Raw genomic sequence first — 16,277 nt, forward strand, 5'->3', positions numbered from 1 at the left:
AAGTTATTTATTAATTAAAAGTCAAATGCAATCGCCAAATCTTTAGTAATTTTTTTGTACTGCAATTCATAGCGATTTCATGTTGTTATGGGTTTTGTAAAGTATTAAGCTCGCCTTTAGCTTTTATTAATTTAATCTCAGCCTGTTTGTAGTCTAGTAATGCTGTTGTGTAGTTCTGCTTTGCATCTGTTAATGCATTTTCAGAATCTAAAACTTCAGTTAATGTTGCTAAACCGTACTGATAATTTGACTGAGTGTCTTTCTGTACTTTTTCGGCAAGCGTAACGTTGTTTTTCATGCTCTCAATATTAATTAATGAATTTTCAATATTGGTAACCGCATTTTTATATTCTAAACTTAGCTGAAGCTGTGTATTCTGAATGTCTTGATCAAGATCTAAAATATCGATTTCAGCCTGCTGAATTTTTGATTTTGTAGAACCACCCGTAAAAATCGGAATGTTTATATTTAAACCAATCGCAGAATAATCACTCCAAAGAACTCCGTTATTCAATCCGTTTGTTAAAGGAAATTTTTTACCCATTCCGGCCCAACCGTAGTTTGCCTGCAATCCAACCGTAGGATAAAGATATGCTTCAGTAGCTTTTTTGTTATATACTAAAAGCTCTCTGTTTTTCTGTAAAACCTTCAGCTCAGAACGTCCTTCAAGATTTACGGCATCAGCTAAAAGCTGTGGTTGAGGTTCGATTGTTTTTTCTTCCAGTTCAATTTCTGTATCAATAGGAATTCCCATATAAAACTTCAAAGAGTTCTTTGAAAGCTCCACCGCATTCACCAATTGCTGTCTGCTTGAGCTGATATTCGTCAACTGAACATTGGTACGGTCTAAGTCGATTCCTTTTGCCAAACCATTATCTACCAAACTCTTAATTACGTTTCTTACTTTTTCTGTATTTGTGTAACTTACATTCAGAGTTTTAAGATTTTCTTCCTGCACAAAAACCTGATAATAGGCTGTTGCCACATTTTCGATCAATTGTTCGTTGGTCAGCTGAGCATTTAAAACATAAAATTCTCTGGTAGATTTTGCTGCTTTAAGGCCTGTAAAAACTCTTTGATCAAAAATAGTCTGATTAAGAGTTACAACAGCCTGTGACTGCCAAGCCTGTCCCAACTGTGCACGAATTCTTTCACCTCCAAATTCAAGCAATGACTCCTGAATCACCGGATTGTAAGTTACCCCTGCAGTAGCCCCAATCTGTGGTAAAGCTCCGGCTCTTGCTTCATTGATTTTGTACTCTGCTTTTTTAATCTGCAAAGCTGCTTTTTTTGCCTCAGCTTTATTTTGTAAAGCCTGCTTAATAGCTTCCTGCAGCGACACCTGTTGCTGTGCATAGGCAGATGAAGAGCCGAAAATCATAAATGCAGCAGCTATCCCAATTTTTAGCTTCTTTGCAGTTATACGTTTTCTGTTCATAATTTTATACTTCGTTTATTTTTTGTTTTCTCTGTTTGAATCTTTATTCCTAAAGGACGATCTAATTCTTAAATTACTTTAACAGTTTTTAATTAATTTTTAAAAAGCATGTTAAGAATGATATCTTTTCTCTCTGCAATCAACTCATCAAATTCTTTATCTGTGACATTCATGTTTTCCATAAATAATGGTCTGATGGCACTTGGGAAAATGAGTAAAGCGATCATATTGAGGATAAAATGTACCGGTTTCATTTTTTCGATGTTTCCCAGTTCCATTTCTGTTTCAATATCTTTATAAAGCTTTTCGAGATCGTCAGTTTCAATATCTTTTTTACGACAGTTTCCTTTATTAATTTGTGAAACGATATAAGTTTCCAGATAAGGATACTGAAGGCTTGTAGAAAGGCTTCCCTCAATAAATTGACCTATTTTTTCTTTAAAAGGAAGATCAGAATTCATAATGATTTCAGATTTTTCTTTTTCTACTTTTTGTGCGTCATCAAAAATAATCTGAATCAGATTATCTCTTGATCTGAAATAGTAATTAATAAGTGTTCTGTTGACACCTGCTTCATCAGCTATTTCCTGTGTTGTAGCATCAAACTTACCTTGTACAAAGAATAAATTCTTTGCAGTTTGCTTGATTAACTCTTGGGTTTGATCTTTTTTTTCTTGTTTTGACATTTTTGTTAAACAATTTTGTGCAAATATAAATCAATCATTCGTTTTGACAAAATTGTTAAACAAAATAATTAATGTGATTTTCGTCATATTTTTTCTGCGGATCACATATTCATGATTTATTAATTCGTATAAGATCTTTGTTTGATTATATTTGCAGAAATTAATAATGATGAGAAAAATTTTATTACTGATTATTCTTTTATTTTCATTTTCAATAAATGCACAATGTAATAATTGTGCAAAAAATTTTGGCGAGTGGGTTTTTGATGATACTGTTGGAATGAAAAAAACAAATGATGGATTTTTATTCGTATACCATCCAAACAATTCTTACAGTACAGCAAAAATGAAGAAATATGATTTTAATTGTAATCTTCAATGGGAAAAAACAGAAGTGATACAATCATTTAATGTAGATGAATATGGAAATATTTATACATTAGGAACTGATGGATATTACATGAATTATGTAAATAAATTGACCAAATACAATTCAAATGGTGTATTGATATGGCAAAAGCAATTCACTGGAGAAGTAAGAAGGCTCGCAAAAAACATTTTTATACATCAAAACACTGTAATAGTTACTGGTGTGTATAATTATAATTTAAATTTTTTTGGTCTGATAAACTTTACTAATAACAGCGGAAATACATCACCGTATGCCCGAGCTTTTCTCGCTAAATTTGATACCGATGGAAACTTTTACAATGCTATTCAATTGGGACAAAATATTGAAAACTTTAAAGATTCTGCGATGGATAATGATGGAAATATATATATTTCTAAAGTAGATGCCAACTTTCAATATAGTAAAATTGAAAAATTTAACACCAACTTACAACTAATACTTTCAAAAGAGATTTCAAATAACACTGGAGTATATTGGGCTTATTGCCCAACTAATTTACATTATAATAAATTGAACAATAAAATGTATGTTTATGGTAGTTTTTCAATTGCTACTAAAATAGACAATGTAAATTTTTCTACAGGAAATCCTAATAACGGAGTTATACAAAGTATCATCTCAGAATTTGATATCTCAACCTTAAATCTTACAAGACATTTACAGTTTTACAATAATTCTAATTTGCAAATACCTCAAGAGTACAATAATAATACATACACACTTAATAACGCTTACTTTGCTGAGACTAATGATTATCTTTACGGATTTGGTAGCTTTTCTAAAAATATGACTTTAGGAAATACTAATTTAACATCATCTAGTACTCTTTCAAGTTCAGGCTACACTTACAATCATGAAGATTTAGTTTTATTTAAAATAAATCTAAGTAATTTTCAGCCAGAGGTTTTATTTAAATCGAATACAACAATGCAGCCCAATCAATATGGATCATTAAATGCTGCCGATGAAATATTCATTCATAATGATGAAGTATATGTCTCGGCAAACTTTACTGCTAAACCTATTGTAATGAATGGCACTACAATAAACAATAATAGTGGTAATGGAGATACCGATGTTTTATTTTATAAATATAATGCAAATTCGCAAAATTCAGTTTCTTCAAATTCTCCTGTTTGTATCAATTCAAACATTCAATTAAATGCGACAGGAGGAGCAATTTACAACTGGACAGGACCAAACGGGTTTACATCTAGTCTCCAAAACCCGACTATTCCTAATTCTACTTTAGCAAATGCAGGAACTTATACATGTCAGATTTCAGGATCGGGAGCATGCGACGGAAGTTTCACTGTAAATGTTGTAGTTGGTGACAACATCGCGCCAGTTCCAAATACAGCACAACTTCCCGATATTTCAGGAGATTGCAACACCATAATTTCTAATATTCCGACTGCAACAGATAATTGCGTTGGAACTATTATTGCTACAACTACAGATACGCTTAATTATTCAATTCCGGGAACTTATATCATTCATTGGACTTACAGCGACGGAAACGGAAATATCTCCACACAGAATCAAAATGTAATTGTAAATTCTCCTGCATTACCAACGACAACAATTACAAATCAAGTTTTTTGTGCAACCGATCAACCAACAATAGCAAACCTTCAAATCACAGGTCAAAATATCAAATGGTATGATGCTGCCAATACTATTTTGCCTACAACTACTCCACTTGTAAACGGACAAACTTATTTCGCTTCACAAACTATTAATGCTTGTGAAAGTACTAAAATCTCTATTCAGGTTACGGTAAACAATACACCAAAACCTGTTGCAAATGTAAATCAGGATTTCTGTGAATCTGCAAATCCTACATTAGCAAATTTAGTGGTAAACGGAATAGGTTTAATTTATTACAATGCCACAGGAAATGTTTTACCGCTTACCACCCCACTCGTTCATGGGCAAACTTATTTCGTTACCCAAACTTTGAATGGTTGTGAATCTGAAAAACTGGCAATTACCGTAACACTTTCGCAAAACAATGTTCCGGCAGACAATTACAGAACGTCACTTTGTAATGTTTCTACAGGCAATACAATGGTTGTAGATCTTACTTCATACCAAAGCAACATTATTGCAAATCCTAATAATTATATTTTCACCTTTACCACTCAAGCAGGAGCTCCAATTCCGAACCCGGCAAATTATACATTAAATATAGGTTCAAATGTGATCAATGTGAAAGTTGCAACGGCGGATGGATGTTTTAAAAATGTTGTTTTAGAATTAGTTTTAAATCCGAAACCGATTATTACACTTCCAGAAGATTTTGATTTCTGTAAAGGGAAAACGGTAACTTTAGACGCAGGAACAGGCTATACATCGTACTTATGGAATACCGGAGCGACCACACAAACAATTTCCGTTTCAAGTCCCGGAAATTATTCTGTGACCGTTACCAATATGTTCGGATGTAGCAATACCGATACTATTCAGCTGAGTTATTCTGTTTTAGCGGAAATTGTTTCTGTAAATATCAATAACAATACAGCTACTGTTGTTCTTTCAGCTTCCGGAAACTATGAATATTCTTTAGACAACTCTTCTTGGCAAGATTCTAATGTATTCAGTAATTTAGGAATTGGAGAATATATTGTTTATGTAAGAACAAAATCTGGCTGTATCATTGGCCAGAAACCTTTTTCTATCTTTAATATTCCAAATGCGATCAGCCCGAATGGAGACGGAATAAATGACAAATGGAAAATTGCAGGCTTAGAAAATTATACAGGATCGGAAATTCATGTTTTCGATAGAAAAGGAGTTTTGGTTTTCAAACAAATCATCAATAAAAAGCCTTTAGAATGGGATGCTAAAATCAAAGGCTCACCAATTCCTACAGGAAATTACTGGTATTCTATCAAAGTTTCAGACGGCAGAAATTATACAGGCTGGCTTTTGATAAAGAACAGAGAATAACACAAAAAAACGAGCAGAAATTTCTGCTCGTTTTTTTATTTTAGTAAATGAATTTCGTTTTAAACTAACTTAATTTTATCATCTAAAATATCGACGATTTTATCTTTATACAAACCGCCTAAGGCTTTTTTGAAGTTCTTTTTACTCATCTGCAATTCATCTTTGATCTCTTCCGGTGAAGATTTGTCTGAAAGATGAAGGAGCCCGAAATTTTCTTCCAATTTATTTAGGATTTTCTGCTTAAACTCATCAATATTCTCAAAACCTACAGGCTGAAGTGAAACGTCAATTTTCCCATCTTCACGAATATCCTTGATATATCCTTCTTCTTCTGAAAGCGGATATAGTTTTTTGTAAACATCAGAAGTATAAATTAATCCGATATATTTTTTGTTGATAACGACATTCCAGCCCAATTCGCTTTCATTCATCATCAATAAATCTACTTTATCTCCTTTTTGGAAAGGAAGATCTTCATATTGTGGATTTCTTTTAAATTTTGTAGTTCCGGTAATCAATTTCAGCTCATCATCTACATAAAGATGAACAAGGTATCTTTTACCCTCAATAATTTTTGTCTTCTGCTGTTTGTAAGGAATGAAAACATCTTTGATGATCCCCCAATCCATAAACGCACCGGTTGGAAGACTTTGCACACAGCTCATCACCGCAAACTCACCCACTTCAGCCAAAGGAATTTCGGTAGTTGCTTTCAGTTTGTTATCATCCTGATACACAAAAACTTCAATCTCATCACCAATTTCTTTTTCTTCACGAATAAAAACTTTAGACATAAAAGCGCTTTCGCCCGTCTCTGATTCAAGCATCCATCCTGAATTGTTTTTTTCTGAAATTTTTAAAGTTTGGGTTTTTCCGAGTTGCATTAATGATAAATTTAGTTGGCAAAGGTAAGGAAAATAAGTGGGAGAGTTTTAAGGGTTTTTGATTTGGAGAGTTTTAGAATTAGAGTTTATTATAATTTTTCAAATCATTTTTAAGATTTTGAGATTCTTTCAGATAATCTGTTTTTTCATCATTATTAAATGTTCCAACAGATTTTATGAGTCTATCGTTTTCATAATAGCATCTTAATTCAGAAAGTTTTTGAGGCTTTTTTAAATATCCGTATTCATCAACGGTTTGATATTTTATTGAGTGAACAAAAATCAGTTGATTATTTTCTGAAAAAAAATATTTAGTCACAATATTCCAGGCCGACAAACCGATAAAATGCTCCATCTTTTTAAGCGCACCGTTTTTATAAAATCCTTTTAATTCAATTCCGTTATCTGTTACCTGATTATTATCCATAAAATATGAATAAGGAACTGTTTTAATTGTAAAATCTTTGGTTTGATTAATTTTTTGAACAGTTTTCCTTACAGGTTCAATATTTTGACCAAAACTCAATCCCGATAACATAATGAGTAGAAATGGAATCAATTTTTTCATCAAAGAATTTTAATTTTTAGATACAAAGTCCATCAAATCTCGTCTGCTACTTTCAAAATCTAATGCATCACCAACGACAAAATATTTTTGCTTATCAACACATTTTGCAAATAACGATTTAGCTAAAGCAATTTTATTTTTATCAAAGCTCAGATCTTTTACCAAAACGCTAATTTGCTCCGATGTAAACATTGCGTGACGACCTTGTTGATTAATAAAAGTTATTTTTTTATCATCAAACCAGGCATCTTGTTTCATCGTACTTAAAAACTGTTGGAACGTTTGATTATCCATCACGTTAGGATAATTTATGTTTCCGATGTTTCCTGAATTTCCGTAAGGATTGTTCCAGATGTCATTCCAGTCATTAAAGCCGTAATAGCCATTTTGAAGCGGATAAGAATCTAAAAGATATAAACCTTCGTCCGTGAAAAAATCGAGAACCAGTCTGCTATTATTTTTAACATTTAAGGTTGTTCTGTACATCAAAAATCCGTTCTCGTAGATTGAGATAGGAATTCTTCCCGCTGGTAAATCAAAAAATCTATACTTGCCCGAATTGTTCGCAATCAACTGATCTGCCAATTCAACAGAAAAATTTCCCTGCTCAGGAATTCTCAGAAAAACTTCCGCATATCCGTAATTATTATTCCATTGGTAATTTGAGTTTGCAGGTCTTTTGTTTGTATTATTCTGATTATTTGAATTTCTGAACCCTGAAGAATTATCTGAATTATTGTTTCGTAAATCTTGCCTTTTGGAGGTTGTAGATTCAATTTCCTTTTTAGAGACTTCATTTTTTAAAAGTTCACCCGCTTTTCCTGCTTCCTGCGCAAAAAATAATAGTCCGGATAAGATTGAACAAATTATAAATATTTTTTTCATAATGATTTCATTTCATAGTGAATTCGCTGTCTATTTCCATGCCAAAAAAGAATAATTTTAATTAAAATAAAATTTAAAATTAATCCATTTAACCTTGTTAAAAATATTGAATCCAAGCGAAGTTCAGACAAAAAAAAGAGAAATCAAAAATATGATTTCTCTTTATAATATAATGTATGATTTTTCAATTACATGTGAAGTGCTCTCTTTCCGGTAGCATCCAATGCAGCTTCCTTCACAGCTTCTGCGTAAGTCGGGTGAGCGTGAGAACTTCTTGCGATGTCTTCTGCACTTGCACGAAATTCCATTGCAATTACCCCTTCAGCAACCAAATCGGCAGCTCTCGCTCCGATCATGTGGAAACCAAGAACCTCATCTGTTTTTTCGTCAGCAATAATTTTCACCAAACCGTCGATATCACCACTTGCACGGCTTCTTCCTAATGCTCTCATTGGGAAAGTTCCGATCTTGTAAGCAACACCTTCTTCCTTCAATTGCTCTTCAGTTTTACCAACTCCGGCAACTTCAGGCCAAGTGTATACAACACCAGGAATTAAGTTATAATTAATGTGAGGTTTTTGTCCTGCCAAAGTTTCAGCAACGAAAACTCCTTCTTCTTCAGCTTTGTGAGCCAACATTGCCCCTTTAATTACATCACCGATTGCGTAAATGTTTGCAACATTAGTCTGTAAATGATCGTTTGTTTTCACTCTTCCTCTTTCGTCAAGCTCTACGCCTGCTTTTTCAAGGCCAAGACCTTCTGTATAAGGTTTTCTACCTACAGAAACCAAACAGTAATCTCCTTCAACGGTTACTTCTTCTCCTTTTTTATCTTTAGCCGTAACTTTTACAGAGTCTCCATTTCTTTCAACTGCAGAAACCGCTGTAGAAAGCATGAATTTCATTCCTTGTTTTTTAAGAACTTTAGTCAATTCTTTGCTTAAAGCTCCATCCATTGTAGGAATGATTTTGTCCATAAACTCAACCACAGTAACCTGAGCTCCTAATCTTAAGTAAACAGAACCTAATTCAAGACCGATAACTCCACCTCCGATTACTACTAAATGCTTAGGAATTTCTTTTAAATTTAAAGCTTCTGTAGAAGTGATCACTCTTTCTTTGTCTAACGTGATGAAAGGTAAAGATGATGGTTTAGAACCTGTTGCAATGATCGTATATTTAGATTCTATTGTTTCTGTAGAACCGTCGTTTTTAGTTACTTTAATCTGAGTTGCAGATTCGAAGCTTCCAAGACCTTCAAAAACAGTGATTTTGTTTTTGTCCATCAAAAAGTTAATACCTTTTGTAGTCTGCTCTACCACTTCGTTTTTTCTCGCAATCATTCTTGCAATATCTGCTTTTGGCTCGTTAATGATAATTCCGTGGTTTTCAAAATTGTGCTTTGCGTTTTCGAAATGCTCAGAGCTGTCTAAAAGCGCTTTTGAAGGAATACATCCAACGTTAAGACAAGTTCCGCCTAAAGTTGAATATTTTTCAATAATTGCTGTTTTGAAACCCAATTGTGCAGCGCGAATAGCAGCTACATAACCTCCAGGACCAGAACCGATTACGGTAACATCGAATTGACTCATTTTATATTTTTATTTATTATTATCTGATTAATTAATTCTTACAAATTTAATGATTAATTATCACGCACCCAAGTGAGTTTTGTCAAGTTTTTTGTTGCGGGATGATGGATGTTAGAAGATGGAAATTTAATTGATTGAGAATATTTTTCAAGCAGGAAGTTTGAAGATGGATGATGGATGTTTAAATGATTGAGAATATTTTTTAAGCATCTGACATCTAGCCTAGTTTACAAATTCAATTTCCCTTCTCCAAAAACTTCTTTATTTCCAAAATAAGAACCGCCGCAAATGTACCATGGAAGGTTTTCCAAATATTCTATTGCATTTTCAGGTTTCATTTCTGCAACTTCCTTTTTAGCTATAATTCCCTTGAACCATCTGCTTAATTCTGGAGCGGTTTCGGATTCAACAGTGTATTTAAGCCAAATTCTTTGACAAAGTCTGCATTGAATGATACTCACTTCTGCATTTTTATCATTGGTAAAATCTGTACCAACTATTGAAGTTCTATATTCATATTCACTTAAGTCGTGTTTTTCGCAAGCACAACCCAGTTTCGGAAGTTTTTTCATGAATGAAATATTGATTTTAAATAAAATTGAGATGCAAATTTAAGAAAATATAAAGATTATTATTTCTTCATCAAATCCAACAAAATCTTCTCATATCTATCTAAAATAATTTCTTTGGAAAATCTAGATTTTATAGAATTTTTTATCGCATCCTGATCATACGACTGATGTAAAATCTGCATAATTTTTTGCGAGAAATCTTCGGGATTTTCAATATCAGAAATCTCACCGTTTATTCTGTCTTGAATAATTTCGTTGATTCCGCCACGACAATTATTAGCCAACGAATACGTTCCACAAGCTCCCGCTTCCAATAAGACATTAGGAAAACCTTCGTAACGCGAAGAAAGAATAAACAAATCAGCAAACTTCAGAAATTGATACGGATTTTCTTGTCTGCCATGAAAAACAACTTTTTTTAGACCTAAAAAATCTTTCATCTGATTCAGCAATTCACGATCTCTTCCATCTCCTAAAATATGAAGGATAATTTTCTCATTTTTAAGTCTTGAAAAAACTTTCAGCAAATTGTCGAAACCTTTTCTAGCCGACAAATTGCCGATAGCAACCACATTTTTATAATTGTATTGAAAGCTTTCAGGTTTTGTAGAAATGAGAAGTTTTTCATTGATAAAATCAAAATCTACAGGATTATTGATTTTGGTAATTTTATGTTTTTTTATATTGAAATTATGTACAAGATCATTCATCATATCATCGCTTTGCGCAATAATCTGTTGGTAATTGTTGTAAAAATTATAGAAGAATTTTATTTCTTTTCTGGTGACATGCTCAGAAACTACATTGGTTTCTCTTGCAATAAATTTAATTTTTGGAAAAAGCTTTATAAATAAAGATAAATAGGCATTCACCTCACCAAATCCTGAAAAAACAATATCGGGTTTTCTGCGGTAAATTTGTGAAAGAATCGGTTTTAAAGAATTTCTGATTCTTTCAATATTCAGATCAATAATTTCGATGTCTTTTTTAAGAAAATCCAGATAACCACCTTGTTTTCGTAAAAGCAAAATCTTAGGTTCAAAACGATCTCTGGAAAGATGATTTGCAATGGTGGTAACGATTCTTTCTGCACCTCCGGTTTCGAGATCCGGCAGAATAAACATGACAGAAATTTTCTTATTCATCCTAAGATTTTTTAAAGTATTTCAAAGGAATTCAGGTCTCACAACAGGTCTGGAAAGTCCTGAGAATGATTATTTGTAATATGATTTATTAAAAATTTATGCTCTTTCTGATCAAAAAATATATACCAAGACGTATTGTTGTTTGCTTTGTATTTTATAAACTTTTTACCAAATTTCTGATAAGCTAATGGTGAACTTTTGCTGATAGGTTTCATAACATTAAAATCTATAAAATCATAAATTTTATCTGCATAAAACTGACAATCAACTCTAAATCCAAAATATTCTTTAGCATATAAAATCTCAACTAATTCTTCAATAGATTGATGAAATTCTTCAGAATAAATAACTATTTCTTCCAAGGTAAACTTTCAATAAATTTCCTTGTTCTTCTCCTTGATTCTTCTGATGTTAATCCTTTCGCAAATCGTTCATCAAAATCATCTTTCACAGCATATTCAGCTTGAGATTCTGCAACGTGACTCACCGAAGTTTTTCTATTCTTAATCTCAAGCAACTCTGCAATATCTTCAAGCTCATCCATTTCTTTTATCCACTGAATAAGTTCTTTTTTAGCTTCTGTTATTGGATTTTCCATTTTAATTTAATCAAAATTAATTGGCAACATCGCTGATAAACTTTATTCTCAGCATCCTTACTTCTTCGTCAGAAAGCTCATCACCAAACTCATCAAGCAAAACTTTCATGCTGTCGCTTTCAGATTCGTTCATAAATTCCATAAAATCATCTACAACATCTTCATCAAAATTATCTTCGATATAATAATCGATGTTTAGTTTTGTCCCCTGATAAACAATACGCTCCATCTCCTTTAATAAATCATTCATCGAAAGGTTTTTGGCTCTTGCGATATCTTCAAGATCAATTTTTTTATCGGTACTCTGAATGATAAAAACCTTGTGGCTAGATTTATTCGCAACCTGCTTCAAAACCATATCCTGAGTACGCTCTATATTGTTGTCTTCAACATATTTTGCTATAAAATCGGCAAACTCTTTTCCGTATTTTTTGGCTTTTCCTTCTCCAACTCCGTAGATTTTAGCAATCTCTTCAACAGTAATCGGATATTGCACAGTCATATCTTCCAAACTAGGATCCATAAAAACCGTATAAGGTGGAATCTGATGTTTTTTGGCTACTTTTTTTCTAAGGTCTTTTAAAAGGGCAAATAAATTTTGGTCTAAACCTCCACTCGACTGCATCTGTACCTGATCACTTTCAGCTTTTGTTTGTGAAAGATCAAATTCACGATCTTCAGCGATTAAAAATGGATCTTTTAAATCACCGGTTAAGACTTTTTTACCCTTTTCAGAGATTTTTAAAACACCGTATGTTTCGATGTCTTTCTGTAAAAAATTTTGTACGGTCGCCTGTCTTAGAATTGTTTTCCAGTAATTATCTTTTTCTGATTTTCCAAACCCGAAAAATGAACTTTGCTCTAGTTTATAGGACTTTGTAACAGCATTTTCTTTTCCAACAATTACAGAAATCAAATCTTTTGATTTAAATTTTTCTTTTGTTTCGTTGATTAATTCCAGTGTTTTTCTTAAATCGTCTGTAGCATCTTTCAGCTTTGGCGGATTTGATGCATTGTCACACATTTTTGCTCCGTCACCATTTACCGGATCGAAAGTTTCACCAAAATAATATAATATATACTGTCTTCGGCTCATAGAAGTCTCAGCATAGCCGACTACTTCATTTAAAAGCTGCAAACCGATTTCTCTTTCAGAAACAGGTTTTTGAGCCAAGAATTTCTCTAATTTCTCAATATCTTTAGGATCATAGAAGGCCAAGCAATATCCTTCTCCTCCATCACGGCCTGCTCGACCCGTTTCCTGGTAATAACTTTCCAGAGATTTTGGAAAATCGTAATGAATCACGAAACGTACATCAGGTTTATCGATTCCCATCCCAAATGCAATTGTTGCTACAATAACATCCGCTTCTTCCATCAAAAACTTATCCTGATTGGCGACCCTCACTTTCTGATCAAGACCGGCATGATACGGAAGTGCATTGATTCCATTTACCTGAAGAAGCTGGGCAAATTCTTCCACTTTTCTTCGGCTTAAACAGTAAACAATTCCCGATTTCCCTTTATTTTTATTGATAAACTTTACAATTTCTTTATCAATATTAACTTTAGGAGTGACTTCGTAAAATAAATTAGCTCTGTTAAAACTTTCTTTAAACACCAAAGCATTGGTCATTCCTAAAGTTTTTTGAATATCATCCTGTACCTTCGGGGTTGCAGTTGCGGTTAAAGCAATTACCGGAACATCTGCAATTTTATCAATGATTTGCTTTAAATTTCTGTATTCTGGTCTGAAATCATGCCCCCATTCTGATATACAGTGCGCTTCATCGATTGCAACGAACGATATTTTTACATCTTTCAGAAATTCCAGATAATCTTCTTTGATCAAAGATTCCGGAGCTACGTAAAGAAGCTTTGTTTTACCGCTTTTTATATCATCAAAGACCTGTTTGGTCTGAGTTTTGTTAAGAGAAGAATTAAGAACGTGGGCTACACCGGTTTCAGAAGAAAGACCATTTACTGCATCTACCTGATTTTTCATCAGGGCAATAAGCGGTGAAACAACGATTGCCGTACCCTCAGAAATAAGAGCAGGAAGCTGATAACACAGCGACTTACCGCCTCCTGTAGGCATCAGTACGAAAATATCTTTTCCGTTTAAGAGATTATTAATGATCTCTTCCTGCTGTCCTTTAAAGGTAGAAAACCCGAAGTATTTTTTTAATTCGCCTGATAAATTGGCTTTTTTTGCGCTCATCTAATTTTGTATTGCTAAATTTGCATCCAATCCAAAGTTATAAAATTTTTACTGAAAATAAAAGCAATAGAATTTTTTAGTAACCAAATTTATATTAAGTATAAATTGAAATCTTTGGCAATCTACATACTAATTTCGTTATAAAAATGGAAAGAGACAAAATTATCTCAATAGCAAAAAGCACACTGACCATAGAAATTTCCGAACTGGAAAAATTAAAAGAAAGAATTGGAGACGAATTTATAAAAGCAGTACAGCTTATTCATGCTGCTACAGGGAAACTCATCGTGGTTGGTATCGGAAAATCGGCTCATGTAGGAAATAAAATTGTCGCTACGCTAAATTCTACAGGAACTCCATCTCAATTTTTGCATGCTTCAGAAGCTATTCACGGAGATTTGGGTGTCATTCAAAAACAGGATGTAGTTTTATGCATTTCAAATTCGGGAAATTCCCCTGAGATCACCAATCTTGTTTCTTATTTAAAAGATTATTCTTCTGCATTAATTGGAATGACGGGAAACAGAAAAAGCAAACTTGCAGAATTTTCTGATGTCATTTTAGATACTCATGTAGATCTGGAAGCGTGTCCGAATAAACTGGCTCCAACAAGTTCTACGACCAATCAAATGGCTTTGGGAGATGCTTTGGCAATTTGCCTGATGGAACTGAATGAATTTAAAGAAAATGATTTTGCTAAATTTCATCCGGGAGGAAGTTTAGGTAAAAACTTAACGGCAAGAGTTGAGCAGTTTCTTTCTTCACAAAAACCTCAGGTTTATGAGGATTCTTCGATAAGAGATGTTATTATTTCTATTAGTGCATCAAGTCACGGTATAACCGTTGTTACAGATAACGATAAAATCACCGGCGTTGTTACCGACGGAGATTTGCGAAGAATGTTGATGAAGGGTGACGATATTTCTAAAGTTTTGGCGAAAGATATTATGTCTGCAAATCCTAAAACAATTGAGAAAGATGTTTTGGCAAAAGAAGCTATGAAAGTTCTGAAAGACAATAATATCGGACAATTAATTGTAACTGAAAACGGGCAATATTTCGGAATTATTGATCTTCATACATTATTGGACGAAGGAATTAATTAAATTTTTGATCCTATTTATTAGGTTCATTTTTAATTCATTGAAATAAAAAAACAGAAAATACGGAGGTGATATATATACGGTTTATGAAATTTCAGTTGCCAATGCTCAAAACAATTTGAAGTTTTAAAATCTATTTTGAACGAATTAGGCGTATATACTATTTAAGAAGAAATTAAATATAAAATGCCGTTTACATTTCATATAAAATTGATGAATTAAAAATTGTATTAGATAAAGAATTAGCTTATCAAAAACAGTAAGTAACTAAAATAATTGTTATAATTGCAAATTGAATCTCGGTATTCATAACATAAATTTTATGGCAGAAGATAAAGACATGTCTTTTTTTGGACATATTGGGGAATTGAGGGGGCATTTGATCCGTTCTATTCTTGCAATCGTTATAGCGGCAGTGGTTGTCGGTTTTAATATCAACTGGATTATGGATCATATATTTTTTGGTCCCACACGTAATGATTTCCCTACTTTTAAAGTCGTAAACGAGTTTTCACAATGGATTTTAGGGGAAGACAGTATTACGTTGCCTGATGAATTTCCGGTGCGAGTTCAGAGATTGTATCAACAGTTTAATGTGATGATGGCCGTTTCTATTTTTGGAGGAATTGTGGCGGCTTTCCCTTATATTGTTTGGGAATTGTGGCGATTTATCAGTCCGGCTCTACATCCTAACGAGAGAAAAAATTCGCTTTTTATTATTAATTCGGTTTGGATTTTATTTATGACCGGAGTTTTATGCGGGTATTTCCTGATTTTACCTTTTGCCGTCAATTTCGGAGTTATTTTTAAAATTTCAGACATCATTATTCCGTTATACGATCTTAGTGATTACACTACCCTGTTTTTGCAGGTTGTCTTAGGAATGGGTGTTGTCTTTTTATTTCCGGTTTTAATTTACTTCCTTACCAATATCGGAATTCTGAATCCTAAATTTATGAAAACATACAGAAGACACGCTATTGTTTTGATTATGGTTGTTGCCGCAATTATTACTCCTGCCGATGTTTTGAGTATGATTATGGCTGCATTGCCACTATTATTGCTTTATGAATTCAGTATTGTAATGTGTGGTTATACTTATAAAAAGGTACAAAAACGAGATGCCGCTATAAAAACGGTTAAAAAATCTTAAAAAATTAATATACATAATAGCGGCGCGAAAATCTTAGATTTTCGCGCCGCTTGTTTTCAGAATACTCA

14 protein-coding genes are annotated in these 16,277 nt (G+C 33.0%); 3 read left to right on the forward strand and 11 right to left on the reverse strand.

Features of this window, described 5'->3' with window-relative positions:
• Window positions 1-85: 85 nt before the first annotated feature.
• Both EG358_RS13480 and EG358_RS13485 read right to left on the reverse strand, forming a co-directional pair.
• Window positions 86-1,438, reverse strand: coding sequence for a TolC family protein (locus tag EG358_RS13480; protein WP_076559872.1), 1,353 nt, complete (start codon window positions 1,436-1,438; stop codon window positions 86-88).
• A 92-nt stretch (window positions 1,439-1,530) separates the two neighbouring features.
• A complete protein-coding gene (locus tag EG358_RS13485; RefSeq protein WP_076559870.1) occupies window positions 1,531-2,124 on the reverse strand; it encodes a TetR/AcrR family transcriptional regulator in 594 nt (197 codons plus the stop codon).
• A gap of 280 nt (window positions 2,125-2,404) precedes the next feature.
• On the opposite strand from EG358_RS13485, the gene EG358_RS13490 reads away from it, so the two are divergent.
• Window positions 2,405-5,488 (forward strand): T9SS type B sorting domain-containing protein, encoded by a 3,084-nt coding sequence (locus tag EG358_RS13490; protein WP_164462483.1) that lies wholly within the window; start codon window positions 2,405-2,407, stop codon window positions 5,486-5,488.
• Between the two features lie 59 nt (window positions 5,489-5,547).
• Here EG358_RS13490 and EG358_RS13495 read toward each other — a convergent pair whose 3' ends face one another.
• The 9 genes from EG358_RS13495 to recQ all read right to left on the reverse strand — a co-directional run bounded on the left by EG358_RS13495 (window position 5,548) and on the right by recQ (window position 13,953).
• Window positions 5,548-6,372, reverse strand: a complete 825-nt coding sequence (locus EG358_RS13495) for a CvfB family protein (protein ID WP_076559866.1) — start codon at window positions 6,370-6,372, stop codon at window positions 5,548-5,550.
• A 79-nt stretch (window positions 6,373-6,451) separates the two neighbouring features.
• Window positions 6,452-6,940: a hypothetical protein gene (locus EG358_RS13500; RefSeq protein ID WP_076559864.1), complete on the reverse strand. Its 489-nt coding sequence runs from the start codon at window positions 6,938-6,940 to the stop codon at window positions 6,452-6,454.
• A 9-nt stretch (window positions 6,941-6,949) separates the two neighbouring features.
• Window positions 6,950-7,825, reverse strand: coding sequence for a DUF4476 domain-containing protein (locus tag EG358_RS13505; protein WP_076559863.1), 876 nt, complete (start codon window positions 7,823-7,825; stop codon window positions 6,950-6,952).
• A gap of 188 nt (window positions 7,826-8,013) precedes the next feature.
• Window positions 8,014-9,417 (reverse strand): dihydrolipoyl dehydrogenase, encoded by a 1,404-nt coding sequence (gene lpdA / locus EG358_RS13510; RefSeq protein WP_076559861.1) that lies wholly within the window; start codon window positions 9,415-9,417, stop codon window positions 8,014-8,016.
• Window positions 9,418-9,644: 227 nt separating this feature from the next.
• Window positions 9,645-9,989, reverse strand: a complete 345-nt coding sequence (locus EG358_RS13515; protein ID WP_076559859.1) for a hypothetical protein — start codon at window positions 9,987-9,989, stop codon at window positions 9,645-9,647.
• Between the two features lie 59 nt (window positions 9,990-10,048).
• The gene (locus EG358_RS13520) at window positions 10,049-11,134 is read right to left on the reverse strand and encodes a glycosyltransferase (RefSeq protein ID WP_076559857.1); all 1,086 of its coding nucleotides are present in this window, start codon (window positions 11,132-11,134) and stop codon (window positions 10,049-10,051) included.
• Between the two features lie 38 nt (window positions 11,135-11,172).
• A complete protein-coding gene (locus tag EG358_RS13525; RefSeq protein WP_076559855.1) occupies window positions 11,173-11,496 on the reverse strand; it encodes a hypothetical protein in 324 nt (107 codons plus the stop codon).
• Entirely contained in the window at window positions 11,484-11,732 is a 249-nt protein-coding gene (locus EG358_RS13530; protein WP_076559853.1) for a hypothetical protein, read from the reverse strand. The genes EG358_RS13525 and EG358_RS13530 overlap by 13 nt, the downstream gene beginning before the upstream one ends.
• A 16-nt stretch (window positions 11,733-11,748) precedes the next feature.
• The gene (gene recQ / locus EG358_RS13535) at window positions 11,749-13,953 is read right to left on the reverse strand and encodes a DNA helicase RecQ (protein ID WP_076559851.1); all 2,205 of its coding nucleotides are present in this window, start codon (window positions 13,951-13,953) and stop codon (window positions 11,749-11,751) included.
• A gap of 146 nt (window positions 13,954-14,099) precedes the next feature.
• On the opposite strand from recQ, the gene EG358_RS13540 reads away from it, so the two are divergent.
• Window positions 14,100-15,059, forward strand: coding sequence for a KpsF/GutQ family sugar-phosphate isomerase (locus EG358_RS13540; RefSeq protein WP_076559849.1), 960 nt, complete (start codon window positions 14,100-14,102; stop codon window positions 15,057-15,059).
• A gap of 319 nt (window positions 15,060-15,378) precedes the next feature.
• The gene (tatC, locus tag EG358_RS13545; RefSeq protein ID WP_076559847.1) at window positions 15,379-16,209 is read left to right on the forward strand and encodes a twin-arginine translocase subunit TatC; all 831 of its coding nucleotides are present in this window, start codon (window positions 15,379-15,381) and stop codon (window positions 16,207-16,209) included.
• The last annotated feature ends 68 nt before the right edge of the window (window positions 16,210-16,277 follow it).

This window comes from Chryseobacterium indoltheticum (assembly GCF_003815915.1).
In the GTDB taxonomy this organism is placed as follows: domain Bacteria; phylum Bacteroidota; class Bacteroidia; order Flavobacteriales; family Weeksellaceae; genus Chryseobacterium; species Chryseobacterium indoltheticum.